Genomic DNA, 23,598 nt, shown 5'->3' on the forward strand with positions numbered 1-23,598 from the left:
GTAAGAGAGATTAAAACCAATTTTGTTGATTTAAGGATGGAATATAAATGCAAGTGCCTAGTATAAAAACCAATTCAAAGCTCAAAGCAAAAAGAGCCGATAGTCAGAGGCTGCGCCTTCATCCTTTACAGCAGAATCAGTATCGAGCGCATATCTCTGATAGAGATAATATTGTGACTCAATATGTAACTTATTCAGAGCCACTGCAAGCGACGGTGGTAGAGTTGGCTTGGTTGAGGCTAATTGAAGCCATTGATGTTTTAAAAATTAGGCTAAGTGATAATCACTCTGAAAGCTCAGTCGAGTGTTATTTTGAACAGCCGCGATGTGCGCTTAGCAATACGCTATGCTTGCCAGAAATGAATGATGCCGAAATTCAACAATTCATCAAAGATCATAAGTGCTTAATAAATGTTGAAAAAGGACATTTGTATCAGCTGTCGATGTTTAATATAGCAGGGCATCGCAGTGTAATATTATTACGCGCTCATAAACTGTTATTAGATAAACTGAGCTGGGCATACCTATGGGGATTATTTGAACAAGCCTATAGGCAGCTAGATTCCGATAATACGAATTATCAGACTATGATACTTCCCCAATATGCAAAAGCGATGTGCCAGAATGAGGATTATATTCAGAGTGATGAATATATGCGTGATAAAGTTTTTTGGCAGAGTCAGAATTTAAGTCACCCAGTTCATTTATCGACAAAGTATACTCATCAAGGCTATCAGAGCTTCTCCTTAGCGCTTCCTGCAACGTTGACGAAGAGAGTGCGCCAATATGTTGCTGATAATCAACTGAGTGAGTGGACTTTGTTTGCTGGTGTCGTGAGTGTGTATATATCGACTTTGAATCAACAAAGTAGCATGTACGTTAGCACGACAATTGATAACAGAGGCAGTGCAGAGTTAAGCCCAATAATTGGGGTGCTCGAAAACACTGTACCTATTGTCATTGATATTGATATACATAGTTCACTGTTAGAGTTAATAAAGGATATTGAAAACACGTATAAAAATGCCAAATCTCATGGACGTTACCCATTTAAAGTGATTGAAAGGTTGGAAATAAGTCAATCAGATATTGCCATAGAATATGATGATTTAGCGCTAAGGGTGCCGCGCTTGAGCCATCAGCATATCACTGAATTAGACGAAGGAGAGGATAATCGACCTTTGACTCTGACCCTAAAAGAGGGGAGTGAAAAAAATACTCTAACACTTCAAATGGACTTTTTAACGAGCCACTTCAAACCGGCAGAAGCACAGCGGTTTATTGATAGTTTGATGTCATATTTTAAGGCGCTGGTGGATTCACCGACAAAAAAGATCAAGGATATTTACGCACTTGATAATCAGGAACGAGGTATTGTGGTTTCTGAGAGCGCTGTGCAATGCTTTAGCCTTCGCTGTATTCATCAACATTTTGAGTTACAGGCTCAAAAAAAGCCTGATGCTATAGCGGTTATTAATAGTGCTGAGTATATAACTTTTCATGAACTCAATAGCCGTGCTAATCGGTTAGCGAGATATTTTCTTACACAAGGTATAGTATCGGGCTCATTGATTGGGGTATGCCAAGAAAGAAGTATTGAAATGATTATTACTTTACTGGCGGTGTTAAAAGCCGGTGGAGCATACGTACCTATCGATCCGTCTTACCCAGATGAAAGGCTAAGGCACATGTTAGAAGACTCCCAAGTTGCACTTCTAATAAGTGTGGAAAAATATGCACTAAGGTTGGCTGCGCTAGATAATATTGGAAATAATTTACGCATTGTTGTGAGAGATAGCTTACCTATCCAAACTTTAGTTAACAGCCAGCCATCAAGTGACCTTCAAGTGCAGAGTGATCCTTGTGCTTTGGCATACGTGATATATACCTCAGGATCTACTGGAAAGCCTAAAGGGGTTATGGTTGAACACCGTGCACTGAGTTCACATATTCAAGCATTCAGGCAACACCTCAAAATCTCAGAACAAGACATTGTTCTACAATTTAATAACTTAGGTTTTGACCCTGCGACAGAGCAAATTTTTAGTTCGTTGACCTCAGGTGCGACATTATGTTTAGCACCGTCAGAGCGATTAGATATTGATATTCTTAAGCATTTTTTGTTAGAGAATAAAGTCACTATTGCTGATTTACCGACCAGCTTCGCCAGAGAGTTTATTGAGCAAGTGGCTGACGACGCCACGTTTTTACGTTGTAATCGATTAAGAAAGCTAATTGTGGGGGGAGAAGTTTTACCCATGAAGTTAGCTGTAATGTGGAATGACAGTAAATTAGCAAATAACTGTCAATTATTGAATGCATATGGACCCACCGAAGCAACTATTACCGCCTCATTGTTTACTGTGCCGCCAACCATTGATACGAGTGCAATTGCGATTGGTAAACCGTTGCCCCGAACTGAATTTTACATTGTTAATCATAGTATGCAATTGGTGCCGCCAGGTGGCGTCGGTGAGTTACTGATAGGGGGAGATAGGTTAGCTCGAGGATACTTGAATCGCCCTACTTTGACAGCAGAGAGCTTTATCATTAACCCGTTTAGTGCGTCTTGTAACGCACGACTATATAAAACGGGAGATATGGTCCGATATCAAGAGGATATGAATTTAGAGTTTATTGGAAGAATAGATGAACAGGTAAAGATCCGAGGGTTTCGTGTTGAGCTTGCTGAAGTTGAGTTGTGCTTAAATCAGCATATCGGCATAAAGCAAGGCATAGTGGTAAGTATTAACGAGCAATCAAATAGGCAGTTGGTTGCTTATTTTGTATCCTCGGATACGACGTACGATACTGAGATATTAATACCAGAATTAAGGCTTTTCCTAAGCAATAAATTGCCAGAATATATGGTGCCCTCAGTGTTTATTTCTCTGCCAAAACTCCCTACTACAGTTAACGGAAAAATAGACCGAAAAAAACTACCGCTTCCTCTACATGGTAGCGATCGGCGTTGTATCGAGCCTAATAACGATATTGAGCGATCATTACGACGTATCTGGGCTGATGTTTTAGGTATGAAAGAGCAACATATCAGTTCGACTGATAACTTCTTTCACCTAGGGGGGCATTCACTGTTGGCAACCCGTGTGATCTCGCAAATTCGTAGAGATTTACAGCTGACGCTATTGATACGTGATATGTTTGAGTATACGACTATCCAAACGCTCGCCCGCCACTTGCATGAGACATCGAGTGTACAGTCTCAGTATTGTATTTCAGCAAGTGCGATTTCAAAGGCTCCATTATCATTTGCACAACAGCGACTATGGCTGATTGATCAAATTGAATCAGGGAATTCACACTACAATATTTGTGAAGCATTTCGATTTGAAGGTCTTCTAGATGTCAGCATATTGAATGATTGCCTGAATGATATAATCAGGCGGCATGATATATTTAGAACGGTTTACCTAAATGATGGCGATGAACCCTACCAATCAGTATTAGAACATGATGTGTTTACGATGTCGGAAATTGATTTATCGACATTGGCCCCGGAACAGCAAGAGGTACAATTAGCACAGTTAAAGCAGCAGGAAGCACTTTGTCCATTCTCTCTCTCAACAGATCTCATGCTGAGAAGTTCGCTGGTGAAACTAAGTGAAACAAGGCAGGTATTATTACTGAGTACACACCATATCTGTTCTGATGGATGGTCGTTTGCGGTACTAGTCGATGAACTTAATACACTTTATCGCCATTATACAGGTATAGTTCTAAGTGACATAAGCCCATTACCTATTCAATATCGAGATTATGCGATATGGCAACGACAGCTGTTCACTACTGATTATTTAAAGGCTGACCTCGATTATTGGTTAAGCGCATTAGATGAACTACCGGGTGTTCATCGTTTTCCCACAGACCGACCACGCCCTTCGGTTCAAAGCCATTGTGGTGCAGTGATCACAAGTGTAGTGAAGGTAGATATAACCCATAGACTTCAACAATATGCTCGTACAGCCAATGTAACGCTTTTTATGATCTTACATAGTGCACTGACCGTTGTGCTCAGTCGTTATTCTGCTGAAGATGATATTGTGATTGGCTCACCTGTTGCCAATCGAGATCATAGCGATTTGAGTTCTTTGATTGGCTTTTTTACTAATACAGTCGTTTTGCGCAGTAATGTATCGAGTGATCCAACCTTCAATCAATTGTTAGATAGCAATAAAAAATGTGCATTAAATGCTTACGAACATCAACAACTTCCATTTGAAAAAATTGTAGAAGCGTTATGTGTAGAAAGAAGTTTATCTCACGCTCCGTTGTTTCAGGTGCTATTGGTTTTACAGAATAATATTGAGCAAGCTTTTGACTTACCCAATATAGAAGTGACAGTTGATGATCCTGAAATTCGTACCGCTAAGTTTGATATTTCTTTGGAAGTGTTAGAGACAGAGCAGGGTTTACGATTAAACTGGGAATATGCGACTGACCTATATAATAGTGAACGTATTGAGAGGTTAAATCAGAGTTTTATACAAGTACTCGATGCTGTCGTAGCGCAGCAGGATCAGCCAATTTCTCAGTTGCCAGTTTTGACGGCGTTCGACACAGCACATTTTGCCAAATGGGCTTCGGTAAATACTTCACGGTGTAATAACGGTATCGAATGTATTCAGCATTTATTCGAGCAAACTGTGATAAATACCCCACATCGGATAGCTGTGACATTCGGGCATGAACAGTTAACTTACCAGGCATTAAATCAACGAGCGAATCAACTCGCACATACTTTAATCGATTATGCGGTAGAAGCAGATGTATTAGTTGGTTTATGTATTCCGCGCTCTCTTGATATGTGTATCGGGTTACTGGCTATTTTGAAAGCGGGAGGTGCCTATGTGCCTTTAGACTTCGAGTATCCAGAAGTTAGGTTACAGCACATGATAAATGATGCAGAGCTGTCGTTGATATTGTGCACTCATGAAACACATGCCCTGTTAAGTAACTTACAAACTGTATCTTCATATGAATTACTTTGTTTAGATGATATATCGATACAGCCTCAATTAGCATCACAACCAGTTGATAATATATCAGCTAATGACCGCAGTGTATCAGGACAAGACTTAGCGTATGTTATCTATACTTCAGGTTCCTCTGGTGTGCCTAAAGGGGTGTTACAGCAGCACAAGACACTGACGCATTTATTAAAATCACAGCAGAGAGATAATGTACTTTTAGCACCGTTAAAAACGTTACAATTAGCTTCAATCGGATTTGATGTGTCTGTACAAGAAGTTTTTACGACGTGGTCAACAGGAAGTGAGTTAGTTATATTTGCGCAAGAGATGCGGTTAGAAATTGGCTTCATCACCCGGTTGATTTCTGAATTAGGTGTGGGTCGTTTGTTTATTTCCCCAGCTTTACTTCAGTGTTTAATTGAAGAGGTTGCAGATGGTAACTTGCAATTAGGTACGCTGAAAGAAATTATTGTTTCGGGTGAAGCGCTAAGTTTATCCAAGCGTCTCTGTGACTTTCTAACTAACAGTGATACGACTTTGGTGAATCAGTATGGGCCAACGGAGTCACATGTAGCAACAAGTTTTGTTATTACCGATCCGACATGTGACTATATGCCCCCCATTGGCAGACCACTGCCAGGATATGCTGTCTCGTTGGTAGATTCACATGGCAGTATTGTACCAATAGGGACGCAAGGAGAACTATGTATCAGTGGAGTCGGGTTAGCTCGTGGGTACTTAAATAATGCAGATTTAACACAGCAAAAATTTAACCTGGTGACAACAGGACCGGGTGATTCAAAGGTTCAATATAAGACAGGAGATAAAGCGTATTGGTCTGTTGATGGGCAGCTTGAGTTTTGTGGCCGCATTGATCAGCAAGTAAAAATTCGAGGAATTCGCGTTGAACTTGAAGAGGTTAATTATCACATTGTGAGTCATAAAGACGTAAAAGCATGTGTTACACAGTTAATTGAGCAGAAGAATAGTCCGCAATTAGTATGTTATGTTGTTCCTGAAAAGGAAGTGGTATATCGAACTAGTACGCAGTCAGAGAGATTAAAAGAGCGCATACTCTATTGGGCTCAACAGCAATTACCCACACATATGATTCCCGCTGTGTTTATATTTATTGAGTCTCTTCCACTCACACGTAATGGTAAAATTGATAAAACGGCTTTGCCACATTTTGTATCACACACATCAGGGCGTACTGTAAAACCGGAGGGAGCGCTAGAAGAGCGCATGAGAGACATTTGGCTGTCGGTATTAGGATTGAGAGAGCTCGGAGTTGAAGATGATTTTTTTCGTATCGGAGGAAGTTCACTTACTGCCATTAGTTTGATCACTCGAGTTAATATTGCGTTTAATACCCAACTTAATGTCCGAGACATTTTTTTAAATACCACCATTCGTGAACTAGTTAAAAAAATAGTGACGATGTCAGAAGGCTTCAAGTATACGGGCTATCAGTTGGTAGATTGTAGTAATGAGAATTTTGACAAACCTTTTCCCCTGACAAATATTCAACAAGCATATTTATATGGACGGCTTGATAGCTTTGAAATGGGGAATGTGGCAACGCACTGCTATGATGAAATTATTTTTAGCAGCTTAAATGCTGAGCGGTTAGAGCGCGTGCTAAATCGTATTATTTCAGAGCAACCTACGTTGAGGACGATATTTGATCAAGAGAGTCAGTGCGTTCTCGAGCATGTACCTTATTATCCCATCTGCCAGCACGGTCAATTATCAGAATCTGCTTTTATGGCTTTGCGTAATCGTTTGGCATACAAAGTGTATGATGTAACCAAGTTCCCGTTATTTGATATTGAAATAAGTCATTTTAATAATCGTTCGATTCTACATATTAGTATCGATGCTTTGATTATGGATGCAACCAGCCTTAATGCAATGTTCTTAGAGTTGGCTCGTTTATATAACGCCAAAAATATGGATGATGTTGCTCCTAATACGCTCGATATTACATTTAGTCAGTACATGTATCAGTATGAAATGATTCGCTCAAGTCAGTTGTACCATGATGCGAAGGCTTATTGGCAAAACAAATTAGCCGATTATAATTTTGATGCTCAATTGCCAATAATTACCCAAGTTAATTTGATCACGTCGCCTACTTTTAAACGCCGTTCACGGGTTGTTGAAAAAGAAGTATGGCAGAAAGTAGAAAAAAGGGCATTGCAGTATCAAATATCTCCGACCAGCGTGATGTTGTATTTATATGGCTTAGTTTTATGCAAATGGAGTGGGCAATCTTCATTTTGTATTAATTTGACGTTATTTAACCGCCTACCTTTGCATTCTAAAATCAACGAACTCTGGGGGGATTTTACGGTTCTCGAGCTGTTTAACTTTCAGCGGACAGATGCACCGTCGTTGCAGCAGGCATTAACGGAATCTCAACAGCAACTATGGGAAGATATTGAACATAATTTATTCGATGGTATTGATTTCCAAAGGTTAGTAAGAAAAGAGCTACAGTTTCCGCAAAATAAGGCGCTGTGTCCCGTTGTGCTGACCAGTTTGTTGGGTCAGGCTGCTGAACCTGAGCAAGTCATGAACGGCTATCTTGAGCATGGCTATTCAATTACACAAACCTCACAAGTATATCTAGATAATAAAGTGTTCGAAACATCCAAGGGGATGGTCATCGAATGGGACTACATATCGGAGCTTTTTGAGTGTGAAACGATCGAGCAAATGCAGAATGACTACTATGATCTGGTGATCAAATTGTCATTGATGGATTGGCAAGATGTGCAACCTACACTTTCGCTGGCTCAAAGAGATTTAGAGGTTATCGCTGAGGCAAATAATGCGTCGCGTACTCCAGTGGGAGACACCTTAATATCAATATGTGAACAGGGGGGGATCATTAATCCAGACGCTGTGGCTGTGATTGATGAAAAAGGAGCACATAGTTACCGTGCAATAATGCAAATGAGTCATTACCTAGCAGGCTATTTGTATGAAAAGCAGAAGAGAGAAGAAGAGTTAATTGCAGTATTAAGCGAAAAAAGCGCATTACAAGTAATCGCTGTGCTGGGCAGTATTAAAGCAGGTAAAGCATATTTACCACTGAATATTGATTGGCCAATTGGACGTATTAATGAAGTTTTAGTTGAGGGGGGAGTATCTCGTGTTTTAGTGTCTCAAACTCAATATGCCCAGCTGATAAAATCAAGTGATATATTTGATAAGTATCAATGGATAGTCCTTGAAGATGTGATAACTCATTCAGGTGGAGCGAGCGCTTCGGTCGCATTACCAGTAGTTAATAAAGACGATATCGCATATGTCATATTTACCTCTGGTAGTACAGGAAAGCCTAAAGGGGTGACTATTTCGCATGAAGGGGCTGTTAATACAATTTTGGCTGTTAATGAGCGTTTTGCTGTGTCATCAGAGGATAATGTTTTAGCGTTATCTGAATTAAGCTTTGACTTATCAGTGTACGATATTTTTGGTGTATTGGCTGCAGGCGGTACAATCGTATTTCCTGACACCTCTCGTACTAAAGAGCCGAGTCATTGGTGTGAGCTGATTGCGCGTTATCGTATTTCAATTTGGAATACAGTACCGCAGTTAATGCAGTTATTGACTGATTATACGACAGACTTTGCTTTGTCAGTGGCAGAACTTCGGGTTGTTTTACTCAGCGGGGATTGGATCCCTGTTAATTTAGCTAAACAGCTCAAAGAGACCTATTCAAATATGAGAGTAGTGAGTCTTGGAGGCGCGACTGAGGGTAGCATTTGGTCAATCTGGTATGAGGTGGTCGATGTACTAGAAGGGTGGTCTGCCATACCTTATGGTTACGCAATGCCTTCACAGAAAATGTTTGTTTTAAATGACTTTGGAGAACACTGCCCGATTGGTGTTATGGGGGAAATACACATTGGTGGTGTTGGTGTCGCCATGAATTATTGGCAGGATTTAGATAAAACGCAGGCGCGTTTTATTACTCATCCACAGCTTGGTCGATTGTATAAAACAGGTGACTTAGGAAAATGGCACTCAGATGGGTATATGACGTTTGAAGGACGTGTTGATAGTCAGGTTAAAGTCAATGGTTATCGTATTGAATTAGATGAGATATCGGCGAAACTTATAGCTGAAGCTGGTGTTGAGCAAGCGCCAATTGTAGTGCAAGATAATCAATTAATAGCCTATTTAGTCGCGAGTTCTCATCAAGAGTCAGAGCTTGATGAAGCACAAGTTAAAGCATTTAAGCTTCAGCAATTAGGTATTAAAGCTGTTACTCGGGCCGATTATAACTTAGCGGATGTTACGTTAGATGAAGCCCTATTTAGAAGTAGGAAAAGTTATCGTACTTTTGAAGCTGCCACACACGAGCTCTGCCCGGACAATTTAAACTCGTTACTAGAGTTTACGCCTCAAAAAACACAAAACGGTACACGCTTAACCGACATTGATATGCAAACATTATGTGGCATTTTAGCACCATTGAGTGCGATGACATTACAAGGGCGTTCATTACCAAAGTATTTATACCCGTCTGCTGGTAGCTGTTATGCGATTCAGACAACGGTAGGTATTAATCGATCGAATAGGGAGTTCGAAGCCGGTTATTATTACTATCAGCCAGTCGCACATACACTGTCGGCTATAACTAAAAAAACAGGCCCTTTTGACAGCGATGTCAATAGCTTGCTTAGCTTAACATTTAGTCTATATTTACCTGCAATAACACCGATATATAAAGAAGATAGTATTCGGTTAGCGTGTTTAGAGTTAGGGCATATGTTGTCTTTATTAGACGGTGTACTGTCTACATATGATTTGAAACCGCATTTAACAATACTTGACCAGACTGAGGGGGATTATTATCACCTTGGTTGTTTAGAGCTATTAAATTCCAAGGTAAACTCCAAAGCCGATACGGTCTTTGCTATTTCTGAACTCCCGATACCTGAGATTGACTTTCTCCCAGCGGTTCCATCTGGCTTTAGTAATGGTATACAGGCAATTGACTTTTCTTCACTTAGTGTCTTTGAGCAATTATCAGAACAGCAAAAATTGCTGGCAAGCGGCTCTGGACTATTTGTATTTAACGGGACAGAGGATATCAAAGGGCTCATTCACTCTGGTTATTATTCTCAGCAATTGACAACGGCATTATATGCTCAAGATATTGGGAGCTGTTGTCTGGGTATTCGTCCATACGGTGGTACCAATTACTGTATCGTTGTTGGAGGTATAAACCAGCAGATGAAACAATCTCTTGAATCAGCAGTGCAAGTGCCGACTCTATCAATGTATCTAACTGAAAGACTAAAACAATATTTACCAGCCTATATGTTACCGCAGCATTATGTGGTACTTGATAAGCTTCCTTTAACAGCGAATGGTAAAGTTGATCTTCGAAATTTACCGCCAGTCACAATAACAGCAAGTACATATTGTGAACCAAGAAATCAGGTTGAATTAGCTCTTGCTCAGATTTGGCAAACAGCACTCGACATAGAGAAAATTGGAATTTACGATAATTTCTTCAACGTGGGTCTAGACTCAATCTTAGCGATTAAATTAGTGACTGTATGTAAGCAGGCATCATTAGGCTTGTCGGTCGCTGATATTTTTAAATACCCAACTATTGCGTTATTAGCACCTGAAGTAACGTTGTTTAAAGACGTTGAGGCATATCATGCTTATTCATTGTTAAATGGGCAGAATGCGCAATACAACTTACCGTGTCAAGATGCTTATCCTGCGAGCCAATTGCAAATTTCTATGCTCATTGAATCGGAACAAGATAGCGCAATGTATAACGAAGTGACGGTTTATGCTGTGCACCTTCCTTTCGATGAGTTGTCTTTTTCTTCTGTGATCTCGTCTGCTATTGAGCGTCACCCTATCATGAGAACTGCATTCATTATTAATGAAGATTATGGTTATCTAGTGCAGGAGTTTGAGTCTGTGTCTTTAAATATTGATGTGCAGTCTATAGATATACAGACCCTAAAAGCACAATTATCAGCTCGTGGGTTTGAGGTGCACCTTGCCGGGTTATATCGATTTGTCATTATAGATGTGGGTGTGGATTCCTTTCAATGTGTCTTCTCTTTTCACCACGCATTGCTTGATGGCTGGAGCGTGGCTAGTTTCATGTCAGAAATTATGGCTGACTATCAGAGCAAGCTTACTGGAAAAGAAATAGGGATAAAAGATGCTTTGCCTGTTTATGGCGAATATGTACGCCAAGAGCGTAATGCCATCAATGATGAAAAGCAGCGCACTTTTTGGCAGCAATATTTGGCGGGATACCACACGCCAAATATGCCAATTATTAGCAGTACATCCAATTTCAATGGGAAAGAACATGCGGAGTTGGTTCATACATTTAGCGTCGATCACTCATCACAATTACTGGTGCTTTCCCAGCAATTAAGAATACCAGTCGAATGCATATTTTTAGCTGTCTATCACTATACGCTTTGCACTTTTCAAAATGCAACAGAACTGGTTATAGGGCTTGTGACGCATAACCGTTTGGAGCGAGAGGGGGGAGATAAACAGCTTGGGCTATTTTTGAATACTCTACCGTTTCGTTTAAACAAGCCTCTGAAAAGTGAGCTAATTGCACAGTGGCTTCAGGCTATTTCAGGTGAAAAAACACATATCCTACAGGGTAAACAACTCCCTTATCGGTATATAGAAGACTGTTGGGAAGCTGATGAACGGTTATTTGATTGTGCTTTTAATTATATTTACTTTCAAGATGAAACAGGCGATTCGAAATATCAATCAGTTGATAATGAGAGTGTGCGTTCAGATATTCCTTTGGTGCTCAATGTTGAACGAACTGCCGATTATTTTATAGCCTCTTTGATAGGATGTCAGCCAAAGATGCAAGCGCAGATGATGTCGTATCTAATGAAAAATATGGTGGAGATGCTCAGTGCGCTTGGTGAACTTAAGGCAGAGCAAACTGAAGTATGCGTGCAAGATCTGAATCGTTCAAATGATCTTGCTATATTAGGTGATTCACAGGCGCTAAGTGCACCAGCGACAACATTAACAGAGCTGTTTTCGCGGCAAGTGCATATTAGACCTCACGATATTGCTCTTAATTATGATGGGAAAACATTAACGTATCAACAGTTAGCTCATAAGTCTGAAAACTTGGCTAAAGTGCTGGTTCATACGTATGGTATCCACACTCAAAAAGCTGAGAATGGCACCAGACTCATTGGACTATATTTAGAGCGAGGCTTAGATATGGTCGTCGCGATGTTAGCGGTTTTAAAGGTGGGGGCTGCTTATCTACCTATTGCTGTTGACTACCCAAGCCAGCGTGTTGAATTCATTGTCAAAGATAGTGAGGTGGGTGTCATTTTAACTCAACAACACTTGATTGGAGTACTTGAACAGTGCCTAGAAACGTTGGATGCTTCTGTCGCGATGATGGCATTAGATAGCCCGGCAGTGGATCAGGTATCAAGCGCAACATTGCCTATCAATATTACCCCAAGTAGTTTGGCCTATGTGATTTATACTTCAGGCACAACAGGAACCCCAAAAGGGGTTAAGGTGTCACATAGTAATGCGACGAGCCTCGTTTTTTCTGCAGTTGACGTTCTTGATATACCAAAAAGATTACGCGCTTTGCAGTTTTCAAGTTATGTCTTTGATGCCAGTGTTTATGAAATCTTCGTTTTTTTACTACATGGTCATGAGTTGCATATTTGTACAGATGAACAACGTCATGATCCTACTGCATTAGGTGAGTTGATCGCGGCTCAGCATATTGAGTGTGCAACACTCCCACCTGTAATGCTAAGTCAGCTGGATTATACCGTAGCCTCTTCACTTAAAAAGCTCATTACTGCGGGGGAAAGTGCACCGCTTAAAGTGCTTGAGAAATTTAGCCAATTTTGCGATGTGTTTAATGGCTATGGGCCAACTGAGACGTCGGTATGTGCAAGTATGCATCAGTTCAAACTTGGTGATAGCGCCAATAACATTGGTAAGCCCTTGCTTAATACTGTCGTATATATTTTAGATGTAAATAGAGAGATTGTGCCGATTGGGGCCCCAGGTGAATTGTATATCGGGGGTCGGGGTGTTGCGCAAGGCTATTTAAATAGGGAAGCGCTGAGCTCTGAGCGGTTTATCCAAAACCCGTTTTCAAAACAGAATAACTCGTCTGATCTTTTGTATAAAACAGGTGATTTGGTACGTTCAAATAATAAAGGAGAAATTGAGTTCTTAGGACGAAATGACTTCCAAATAAAACTACGGGGTTATCGCATTGAATTATCTGAGATAGAGAGAGTGCTGTGCAACATTACTCCAATTGAACAAGCTGTGGTTATCTCTCACAGTGAGGGTGACAATACGGTGTTATATGCCTATGTGGTAAGTACTGATACGAATGAAATAGATATAGCGGCGGTGTTTAGTGAACTCAAAAACACACTGCCGCATTATATGCTTCCTTTTGCTATCACGAAGATCTCCGCTATCCCATTAACAATCAATGGCAAAATAAATAAGCAAGGTTTACCAAAGCCAAGTTACATCGAGTCTTATGTGGCACCTGACAATGCATTATCAGTCCAATTATGTGAACAATGGCAGCAGGAATTGAATGTTAAAAAAATTGGTATTCAAGATAACTTTTTTGGGATGGGGGGGAACTCAATTTTGGCTTTGTCGTTGACTAAAAAGATGCAGTGCTTATTGGGCCCGACTTTTAAAGTCGAGTATTTATACGAATTAGAGACTGTTGCACGCATTTACGAATGGTATCAAGTCAACGTTACTGCTGAGAGTGGCGAAGAAGAAATAATAACACTGTAGGGAAAATAGATGTATTCATTGCTAAATAGGTTAAAGGATGGTGGCATATCGATTTGGATTAGTGGCGAAGATTTGAAGGTTTCCTACGATCCTAAAACACTTGATAAGACGTTAATCGAGGAACTTAAGTGTTCTAAACCAGCCCTTATAGCCTTGTTAAAAAACAATTTGATTTATGATAAAGAAGCTTTTTTAGAGAGAGAATTATATTGTTTAGAGACTGGGCCTGCAGATTTATCGCTTGCGCAACAGGGCATGTTATTTCTTGAACACTTTGAAAAAAAGAACAATGCTTATCATATTCCTTATATTGCGCAATTACACTGTGAAGTAGATATTACGACTTTAAGCCAAGCGCTTAATGGTGTTGCTACGCAGCATCGCATATTAAAAACTATCTACCAAATTGACCCTAACGGTGTTTTTTATCCACAATTCGTTCCTGACGAAATAGTGTGTCAGCGTGTATCAATGGCAACATCACAACAGATGTTCGATGATATAAATACTCAGATGCTGATATCTTTTGATTTGGTAAAAGATATACCTCTACGGTGTTATATTTATACTGTTGCACAAACTAAATTCTTATTTATTATGTGGCATCATATTGCTTTTGATGGATGGTCTCACCGTGTTTTTATAGACACACTAATTAGTGAGTACACGGCATGTTTACAGGCACAACCACCTGAGGGGGTGGTAAGTCAGCCCCGCTCTAGAGTCGACTACTTTGACTATGCTACATGGCAAAAATCCAGTTTACAATCAGGTAAATTGGCAAGTCAGCTCAGTCGTTGGAGTGACTTACTTGAAGATCATACTCCGCTCGTATTACCGCTTGATTTACCGAGACCGGTTAAGTTTGATTATCGTGGCGATGATGTGTTTTTTTCACTGAGTGATACCATCATATTGTCGCTAAAAGACCAAGCGAAGCAATTAAATACGACACCATATACATTAGTTCTATCCGCATTTTACTTATTATTACATCGGCTCAGTTCGCAAAGAGATCTGATCATTGGCACTACGTCAGATAATCGTAGTAGTGCAGATACTCACGGTATAATTGGGTGTTTGGTAAACTCGATAGTATTAAGGTGTCAGATAAACCCCAAAGATTCAATTGCTGAGTTTGTCCAGTATGTGCATGCGTTAACTGTTAGAGCAAAATCGAATCAAGCATTGCCTTTTGATGCATTGGTTAATACCTCTAAGGTTACTCGTGATACATCACGTCACCCACTATTTCAGGTGATGTTTAACTATGAACAAGTATCGGCATCACGTGAAAGCAATGCTTTGTTTAGCAATGAGAGTATTGAACTTGAAGATCATTGTCGCTATAGCCCTGCTAAATTTGATTTAAGTTTAGTTATTGAGCAAGGAGACAACTATTTAAAAGGGCGCTTTAATTACGCGACAGCATTGTTTAAAAAGGGCTCGGTACAACGGTTCTCTGAGATGTTTCAATTAGCATTAAAAGCTGTAATAGGAGATGCAAATACCTCAATTGATACTATTGACCTACTGAGTGTTCAGCACCGTAAAAAAATATTAGCGTTGTCACAAAATGATAATCATGAAACTACTACCTCTGAATTGATCCATGAAATATTTGAGCGCCAAGCGGAACGATTCCCTAACAAGATAGCGATTGTTGACGGTTCAGCTGATGATCTGGCGATTACTTATGAGTCATTAAATAACCGTGCTAACCGAGTGGCGAATGATATTGTGCTTTCAGTCACAGGTATGAGGGAGACAAACCAGAGTATCCCATTCGTTGGCCTGCTCCTAGAGCCCGGCATTGATATGATAGTTGCCATGCTTGCGTGTTTAAAGGCAGGTGTTGCTTATGTGCCCATTGGGTCAAATTATCCAACACGGCGTATAAAATTTATCATTGAAGACACTAAAATGGCACTGTGTATAACCCATCGTGCAGTTACTAATAACCTTGAGGAGTTATTTCTATCTGAAGGTAAGCTAGATTTAGCCATTATATGGGCAGATAAGCCAATCTCGTCGGGAGGGAACAATTTAAACTGTATTTTAAGTCCTGATGACCCTGCTTATGTTATTTATACCTCAGGTAGTACAGGGCAGCCAAAAGGGGTCGTACAACCCCATAAAAATGTCCAGCGGTTATTTTCGGCAACGCATGATACGTTTTCTTTTTCTGAAACGGATGTATGGACTCTGTTTCATGCATATACATTTGATTTTAGTGTATGGGAAATTTGGGGCGCTTTATTATTTGGTGGGAAGCTTATTATCCCGAGTAAGGCTATTACTTTTGATACTCAAAGGTTTATTCAATTATGCCATTTACACAAAGTGACAGTATTGAATCAAACACCTGCGGCGTTTTATTTATTTCAAGAACAGGCCATCGAACAGCCGGATTGTGTTCGTAGTTTAAAGTACGTTATTTTTGGTGGAGATAAACTAAACCTTGCGCAAATTAAGCCTTGGTGGCAGCACTTTAGAGTGTCACAGCCTAAGTTGTTCAATATGTATGGCATCACCGAAACGACCGTGCATGTTACATATAAGGAGTTAACACCTAATGATTACTTGGACCAATCGCTCATAGGAAAACCTATCGCGGATATGAATGTCTATATATTAACGCCTGAACAAAAGCTGTCTGGAATAGGTGTATTTGGTGAAATGTATGTCGGAGGAGCTGGACTTGCCCACGGGTATTTAAATAGAGAAGCGCTGACGAATGAACGGTTTATATCGAATAAAATAATTACTGAAATGATAGGGCCATGTCATCACCCTCGCCTTTATCGAACAGGAGATATAGCGCGTTGGCTGGATAATGGTGAGCTGGAGTACCTTGGTCGCAATGATGATCAAATCAAAGTTCGAGGTTACCGGATTGAAACTGCGGAGGTTGAAGCGGCTTTGAGCCGTATTGAAGGGATTAAACAATCCTTAGTGACTGTGCAACAGAACCCTCATGGCAATCAACTTATAGCCTTTTTCGTTGCTGAAAGCGGATTTTTACTGCATGAGCATACAATTGTTCGAGCGCTTAAAGAGCATTTACCTGCGTATATGCTCCCAGACCATTATGTACCCTTAACTCATCTCCCTCTGACAGTTAATGGAAAAGTGAATCGCCGAGCGCTCCCCATTATTGATGTCATGTCAGAGCAAGCTTTTGTTGCACCAAGTAATGAGCTTGAGGAAATATTATGCCAGATCTGGCAAGCGCTATTAGGGGTCGAAAAAGTAGGAATTAATGACAACTTCTTTAGCTTAGGAGGGAACTCCATATCGGCTATTCGCATGAGTGCAATGGCTAGAAAGCGATTGCAGGTTGATATTCCATTGGCTGACTTATTCGCGAGTCAAACGATCTCTAAATTGGCTGAAAAGTTAGCCAATGGGAGCAAAATGACGATTCCACGGATGAATCTTGATTTAGCACCTTTGTCGTTTTCACAGCAAAGAGTACTGTTTATCGAACAACTTGAAGCCGGTACTAGTTTGTATCATATGCCTTACTTGATGAAGCTAAAACCTGAAATACTGTTACCACAGCTATATGAGGCATTTCGCCTCGTTATACAACGGCACGAACCGTTGCATCGAATTGTTATCAATGCGGATGATGGGGAAAATTATACTCAGAGTTCAGACTTTTTGTTAAAGGATAATTTACGCAAAATATCAGATATAACACTGTTGCACTCTCATGTACGTGATGACATCGCTCGGCCTTTTTCACTATCTGAAGAAGTGCCGATACGAATACACAGTTATCAGTGTGCAGATGAGCAGTATTTATTAGTGCTAATCCATCACATTGCATTTGATGGGTGGTCAGAGGACATTTTATTTGGTGAAGTTACACATGTTTATGAAAGCATGATGAAAAAGGCAGTACCGGACTTACCACAAGTGACACTTGCGTATAGTGATTATGCGTATTGGCAGCGAAAAAACCTAGAGAATGGGGCACTAGAGCAAGCGTTAACGTATTGGACTGATACTTTAACAGATTATGAAAACTTGGAATTGCCATTAGATTATCAACGACCAGACAAGCCTGATCATCAAGGTGATGATATCCATTTTGTCTTGCCACAAGCACTTTCATCTGATTTGAAGCGCATCGCTCAAGCAGAGAAAACTACATTACACAATGTGCTGTTGAGTGGTTTTTATATATTATTGGCGCGAGTTAGTGGTCAAAATGATGTTATTGTCGGCAGCCCGACAGATAATAGGCAGCATGGTCAGACACAAGATATACTCGGCTTTTTTGGGAACTCTCTGGCGTTACGTACTGATATATCAAAATCAGAGACTGTGTCTGCCTTGATCCAAAATGTGACCAATACAGTAAACAATGCAAGAGTTCATCAAGAACTCCCATTTGAGCAATTGGTTGAGGTACTTGAGGTAGAGAGAGACTTATCTCGACACCCTATTTTTCAAATTCTTTTCACTGTAATGAGGCCCAAAAAAGATACTTCTATAGCGTTACTATGGGATCCGATGGAGCTAAGCGCGGCTGATATGCATAGTAGTCCAGCAAAGTTTGATATTAGCTTATTTATGTGTGATGACAGCGATAAGGTGTCGGGCACATTTAATTTTGCAACCAGTTTATTTAGTAAAACCAGTATTGAAAATTACATAACATATTATCAGTGTATTTTGAGTAACATGGTTATGGATTTAGCAACGCCGATATCAAGATTACGGTTTTTTCCTGATTCGATGCGTAGTCAATTGTTAAATGACTGGAGCTATAATGATGGAAGCGCACCTACTGGGAGCACGATCCCAATATTGTTTGAGCAACAAGCTGCTTTGACGCCAGATAAGCTGGCGTTAATTTATGATGATAAGTCGCTAAGCTATCGACAGCTCAATGAGCAAGCTAATCAACTTGCACATTTTATTCGGGAGACTTATGAGCTGAACTTTGGGAAAGTACTTCAGGCAGATGTATTGATCACGCTATTTTATGAGCGTGGTATTGATATGATTATCGCCATGTTAGCCGTGATGAAAAGTGGTGCTGCATATGTACCTATAGCCCAAGATGTACCAGAACAACGCTTTAACTTTATTCAATCAGATACTGACGCTGCTTTGTTGTTATGCCAGCAGAAAAGCCTCGACAAGTTAGTCGCATGGAACGCGCGAACTGGAAGCAGCACTCAACTTATCGCGACAGACTCAATACAGTTTCGCCACGGCCATAGTTTATTTAACCCAGTCCCTATAGCAACTACTCACAGTCTTGCGTATGTAATTTATACTTCAGGTACAACGGGGCTACCAAAAGGGGTTATGATTGAACATCATACGTTTACATCATTTAGTCAAGTGATGGTGAAAATGTATAGTAATGAAGGTGCTGGTTTGAGCTTTCTTAGCATGACCAGTTATGCATTTGATATGTTTTGTTCTGAATATCCACTGTCATTACTCAGTGGGGGCTGCTTGATCTTAACCACACCGCATAGAGCAGTTCAAGATTTACGACGATACAGTAAACAGATTGATATTATTCAGCAAACTCCCTCTCTCTGGAAAATGTTATTAACTGAACTTAGCTCGGATGAGCGGTATAAGCATATAGATGTTTCTATTGGTGGAGAGAGTGGCTCAAAAGAACTCTTCATGGTACTGGCAGATAAATTTAGTCGAGTTTTTCAAGCTTACGGACCTACGGAGACCTGTGTATGGAGCTGTGTTGGACAATTTAAGAGTTGCAATGAGAGAAATATTGGCAAGCCATTAGCGGGTGAAGCCATTTATATTTTAGATGAATATTTGGAACCCGTGCCCCTTGGTTCTGTTGGGGAGATATATATTTCTGGTATAGGACTCGCAAAAGGCTATTTAAACCGTGAAGAACTAACGTCAGAGCGGTTTATTGATAACCCTCATAGGCAGTTAGTTGATAGCAATAGCTTAGCTTTGGCGCGAATGTACAAAACGGGGGATCTGGCGAAGTGGTTACCTGATGGCTGTATCGAATATATCGGCAGAAATGACCACCAAGTCAAAGTGAATGGTTATCGAATCGAGCTGAGTGAAATTGAGCAGACAGTACAAAATGTCACTGGGTGTGCACAGGTTGTGGTATTGGTTGATACTCTTTTAGATAGGCCTGTTATTGTTGCATATTTAGCTAAAAAAGATGTAAGTACCAATGATGAGGAGCGCTATGTCGTAACTTTAAAAGCTCAATTGTCAGCATATTTACCAGTTTATATGGTACCCGAATATGTCATATTTATTGATGCATTACCTCTTAACCAAAATGGGAAACTTGACCGCAACGCATTACCTGTTCTAGATATGGATAGTCACAATATATCCGTTGCACCCCGTAATTCGATGGAGCAATTGTTCTTCGATATATGGAAAGAACTGTTAGGAAAAGGCTCTTTTGGGATCCACGATGATTTCTTTAGAGTAGGTGGTCATTCACTTAATGTGGCTAATTTAGCAAACCAAGCGCAAAAGCAGGGATTATCGCTAACGCTCAAAGAGCTTTATCAAAATCGGACGATAGCAAGTCAAGCAAAGTTGGTGTTAGATGCTGGTAGAAGTGTTACTACTTCAACCATAGCAAAACAAACATCAGGAAAAAGTACAAAAGCGAGTTATTTAATACAAAATTGGTGGCGAGAAACACAAAAAGGGTTAACTAAGTCGAATATAACAGCCGGGACTGAGGTGAGTGTTCCTGCTGGTTGCTCTATATTACAGTTGCAACAGTGTCTTCAATACCTGTATCAACATCATGATATTTTGCGAACGCGTATTAATGATGTAGATGGAGATGCGTGGCTAGAAGTCATGGATGATCATCCGTTAAGTATCAGCTATTACGATATAAGTGCTGATTTATATCCGAGTTCTTATGAAGAATTATTAACTCAATTATACGACCCAGCTATCGCATGGCAGGGGGTTGGGTTGCATTTGCGCAACATGCCTCCCGTAGAGGTAGCCGTGATCACAACGCAACAAGGTGTTTTGGTACATATTTTAATCGATCATATTCTGTCTGATGGGATTTCTTCAGAAGTGTTACGTTCTGACTTAAGAACATTAATGGCGCAATGTAGTGCTGCGGAGCCATTAATGTTAGCCACTAATAGTTTTAGCTTCTTTGATTATATTTATTGGCTTGAGCATGACTATAAAGGCTCTCAAGGTGAGCAAGAAGCCGAATTATTTTGGAATAAGCAAAATGTATTGTATCGACCTACTAGGTTGCCACACGATTATGATTATACGGGGACTGATACAGGGACTGCGAAAACAACGATGGGCTTATTAGGAAGTGAATTAAGTCGATGTATCTCAGAGTATAGTACGCGCACTGGCCTAACGAAATCAAATATACTGTTTACGTTATTTAATTATGCTGTAGCTAATATTTTAAATGTTGAAGTTCCAGCTGTAGGGCTTGTTCTGAGCGGTAGAAATATTATGGGGACGCAAAGACTCGCTGGTAATTTTGCTGACATTATTTTCCTCCCTTCTCCCGTATTGCCGCATAGTTACAGCACAGCAGACTTTAGCTCGGTTAGTCAGCTAATTGAAAGTGCAAGCTTTTACTTAACGACCGATCATAGAAAATATTTACCTTTTGGAATTTCACCATCGGATGAACGAGAAACGATACGTCAGCCGAGTACGCCTTTTGTATTCAGTTATGATGCGTTTACTGAGGAGTTAATATCAACGGATCACGAGTTCACAGAAGAGAAAGTAATTGTTCGCAAAAATACAGGAGCAATGAACTTTATATGGGTACGTGTGGCTGAATGCGAAAATGATTTATTAATCACTGTAGATATTGAAGGGGAATATTACAGTGAGGAAACGTTGTTAAGAATCGCACAACAAATAAAAACAACCTTTAAAGATGTTATGAGCAGTGTTTCATTTAAAGAGGCTGAGCCTGTCAAAAAGAGTAATAATAACAAGGGGGTAATATGAAAAACAATGCAGAAAAGTTGGTTTCTACTTTTTATAAAGAGTTTGGTTGGAATACGGATAGTGATATCACTGAAGATGCTAAAAAGTTTGAAGATCTAAGAGAGTTCGCAGCACCTTATGTAAGTATGTGCCGACAGCGAGTTAAACAACATATTCCTCATGAGGGAGAGCACATTATCGATATGGCTTCGGGGCCTGTCCAATATCCTGAATATGTTGATTACTCTGAAGGTTATAGTAAACGACACTGTGTTGATTTCTCGGAGCAAGCTTTGACTGGCGCAGAGAAAAAATTAGGGGAGCACGGAGAGTATTGGTGTGGCAATTTTTTGAATATGGAATTTGAAGCTGACTTTTTTGATTGTGCGATTAGTTTGCATACGATTTATCATATTGATAGAGATGAGCAAGAAGTAGCTGTAAATAAGTTGTTGGAGATCACCAAGCCAGGCAAACCGGTAATTATTGTATATAGTAATCCATCACCCATTATTAAATATTTTACGAAACCCATTAACTTTATAAAGCGCATAGTTCCCTGGTTTAGTTGTGAACAACCTAAGGAATTAGAGTTATATGTTCACCGCCACCCTATTAGTTGGTGGCATAGGTTTAGTGATGAGGCTAATGTGACGGTTTTGCCTTGGCGCTCATTTGCAGCGGAGCATCAAAAGGTATTATTTCCCAATAACCGATTGGGTGCATGGATGTTCAAAAAGCTTTTTATATTAGAAGATAAGTACCCTGTTTTTTTTGCTGAACACTTTCAGTATCCGATGATAATTCTAGAGAAAAGAAGCCTAAGTAGAGAATAGATTATGACATTACATTCACTTGATGAGGCGATGACGGGACTTTTTTCGTATTTAGAGAGTATTGACGATATACCCGTGACTCAGATAACGCAAAAAGTAGCTATTATTTCCATTCCACGTTCTGGATCGAGCTTATTTTGCAATGTACTAGAGCACACCAATCAATTCGGTTATCCATTAGAATGGATCTGTAAAGGTTTTATGGAAGGGTATCAGCGTTATTTTAAAATTCCAGACTTTAACATTACATCTTACATTGATTACGTCATGCGTAAATCAGTCACAAAAAATGGGGTGTTTTCTATACACTTTCACGTAGAGCAATACACGGCATTATTACATTCTGGATTTGATATATTCAGCTTGGGGTTTGATCATATTTATTATGTTAATAGAGAGGATAAACTCGAACAGGCCTATTCATATGCTAAAGCACAAATTACAAATCAATGGTCATCCAATCTCAAATGTGACACGGAAATTGAAGGAGTATTAAGTAAATCACTCGTGTTTGAATCATTGAACTCAATAGTGAAATCGGAAGAATATTATGAGCAGTATTTAGCGGAAAATATCGATCGTGTGTTTCATTATGAAGACTTTAGCCAATTAAATAAAACGACAGCATATTCGCAAGTGTTGGATGATATGAATATTGAGTACGGTTCATTGCAACTCAGCACATTTATGCAAAAGCAGCGAACGATAGAAGATGAACTAGCAATTAAGAAATTGAGAGCGTATTTAAGTGTGAAGTAGTCGTGGTCCCCCTGTGTCAGGATAGTTGTCGCCTCAGTTTTTCATAAAATAAAACAGGGAGCGGTAAGTTAGTTATGAGTGAAGCATTATCCAGAAGATCATAAGCAAGCAGTCATAATATTAGATATCAGTAACCAAGAGGAATACGCCAATTTAGGGCCGAGCCAGATAACGGGCAGTATCTC

General features: G+C 39.9%; 4 protein-coding genes. All 4 read left to right on the plus strand.

Annotation, left to right across the window (positions count from 1 at the left end; translation table 11 throughout):
- The first annotated feature begins 47 nt into the window (after positions 1–47).
- The 4 genes from CWC18_RS07055 to CWC18_RS07070 are packed head-to-tail and all read left to right on the plus strand — an operon-like array spanning position 48 to position 23,413.
- On the plus strand, positions 48–13,838 hold the full coding sequence (locus CWC18_RS07055) for a non-ribosomal peptide synthetase (RefSeq protein WP_138674982.1): 13,791 nt from the start codon (positions 48–50) through the stop codon (positions 13,836–13,838).
- Positions 13,839–13,847: 9 nt separating this feature from the next.
- A complete protein-coding gene (locus CWC18_RS07060) occupies positions 13,848–21,839 on the plus strand; it encodes a non-ribosomal peptide synthetase (protein WP_138674983.1) in 7,992 nt (2,663 codons plus the stop codon).
- Positions 21,836–22,654 (plus strand): class I SAM-dependent methyltransferase, encoded by an 819-nt coding sequence (locus tag CWC18_RS07065; RefSeq protein WP_138591564.1) that lies wholly within the window; start codon positions 21,836–21,838, stop codon positions 22,652–22,654. Before CWC18_RS07060 ends, CWC18_RS07065 begins: the two co-directional genes overlap by 4 nt.
- A 3-nt stretch (positions 22,655–22,657) precedes the next feature.
- Positions 22,658–23,413, plus strand: coding sequence for a Stf0 family sulfotransferase (locus CWC18_RS07070; protein WP_138591563.1), 756 nt, complete (start codon positions 22,658–22,660; stop codon positions 23,411–23,413).
- Positions 23,414–23,598 lie beyond the last annotated feature (185 nt).

The organism is Pseudoalteromonas aurantia, from assembly GCF_005886875.1.
GTDB classification, from domain to species: domain Bacteria; phylum Pseudomonadota; class Gammaproteobacteria; order Enterobacterales; family Alteromonadaceae; genus Pseudoalteromonas; species Pseudoalteromonas aurantia_A.